At 35.7% G+C, this 871-nt stretch carries 1 protein-coding gene; it reads left to right on the top strand.

The window, feature by feature from the left end:
- Positions 1 to 73: 73 nt before the first annotated feature.
- A partial coding sequence (locus ACJDUG_RS17780) for an IS256 family transposase (protein WP_406771206.1) occupies positions 74 to 871 on the top strand: 798 nt, incomplete at its 3' end.

The following is an 871-nucleotide window of genomic DNA, read 5'->3' as shown; positions in this document are numbered from 1 at the left end:
GAGCCTGTGAAGAAAAGTCTGTAAAATGCAGCTTTCTATGATAAAATAAAAAATCATAGGAGGCTGTTTTATTATGGGAAAAAGAAGAGAACCAATGAGTGAAGGAAAGAAAAACATTATAGCGTCATTACTACAAGAGTATGATATCCAATCTGCTGAGGATATTCAAGATGCCTTAAAGGACCTTTTAGGTGGAACGATCCAATCTATGCTTGAGGCAGAAATGGACAACCATTTAGGCTATGCGCCTTATGAGCGTACAGATATTCCAAATTCAAGGAATGGAAAGAAGCCTAAAACTATTCGAAGTAAATATGGTGAAATGGAAATTGATGTCCCTCAAGATAGAGATAGTTCTTTTGAACCGAAGGTTGTTGAGAAACGACAAAAAGATATTTCAGGTATAGAAGATAAGATTATCGCTATGTACTCAAGAGGTCTTTCGACCAGGCAAATTTCTGATCAGATTGAAGATATTTATGGATTCGAAATAAGTGAAGGTATGGTTTCCGGTATCACAAATAAACTTCTTCCAGAGATTGAAACATGGCAACATAGGCCACTCTCTAGTGTATATCCAATTGTTTTTATAGATGCAGTTCACTTTTCCGTTAGGGATAATAATGTTATTCGTAAGCTGGCCGCTTATATTATCCTTGGCATAAATGAAGAAGGAAGAAAAGAGGTTCTTTCTATTCAAATTGGTGAAAATGAGAGTAGCAAGTATTGGTTAAGTGTTTTGAACGAATTAAAAAATAGAGGCGTAGCTGATATTCTTATACTGTGTGCTGATGGTTTATCAGGTATAAAAGAATCTATTGCGGTAGCATTTCCTAACACTGAATACCAACGTTGCATTGTTCATCAGGTA

Source organism: Candidatus Clostridium stratigraminis, from assembly GCF_045310675.1.
GTDB classification, from domain to species: Bacteria; Bacillota; Clostridia; order Clostridiales; family Clostridiaceae; genus Clostridium_AT; species Clostridium_AT stratigraminis.
This window is presented reverse-complemented; position numbering and strand designations above follow the sequence as displayed.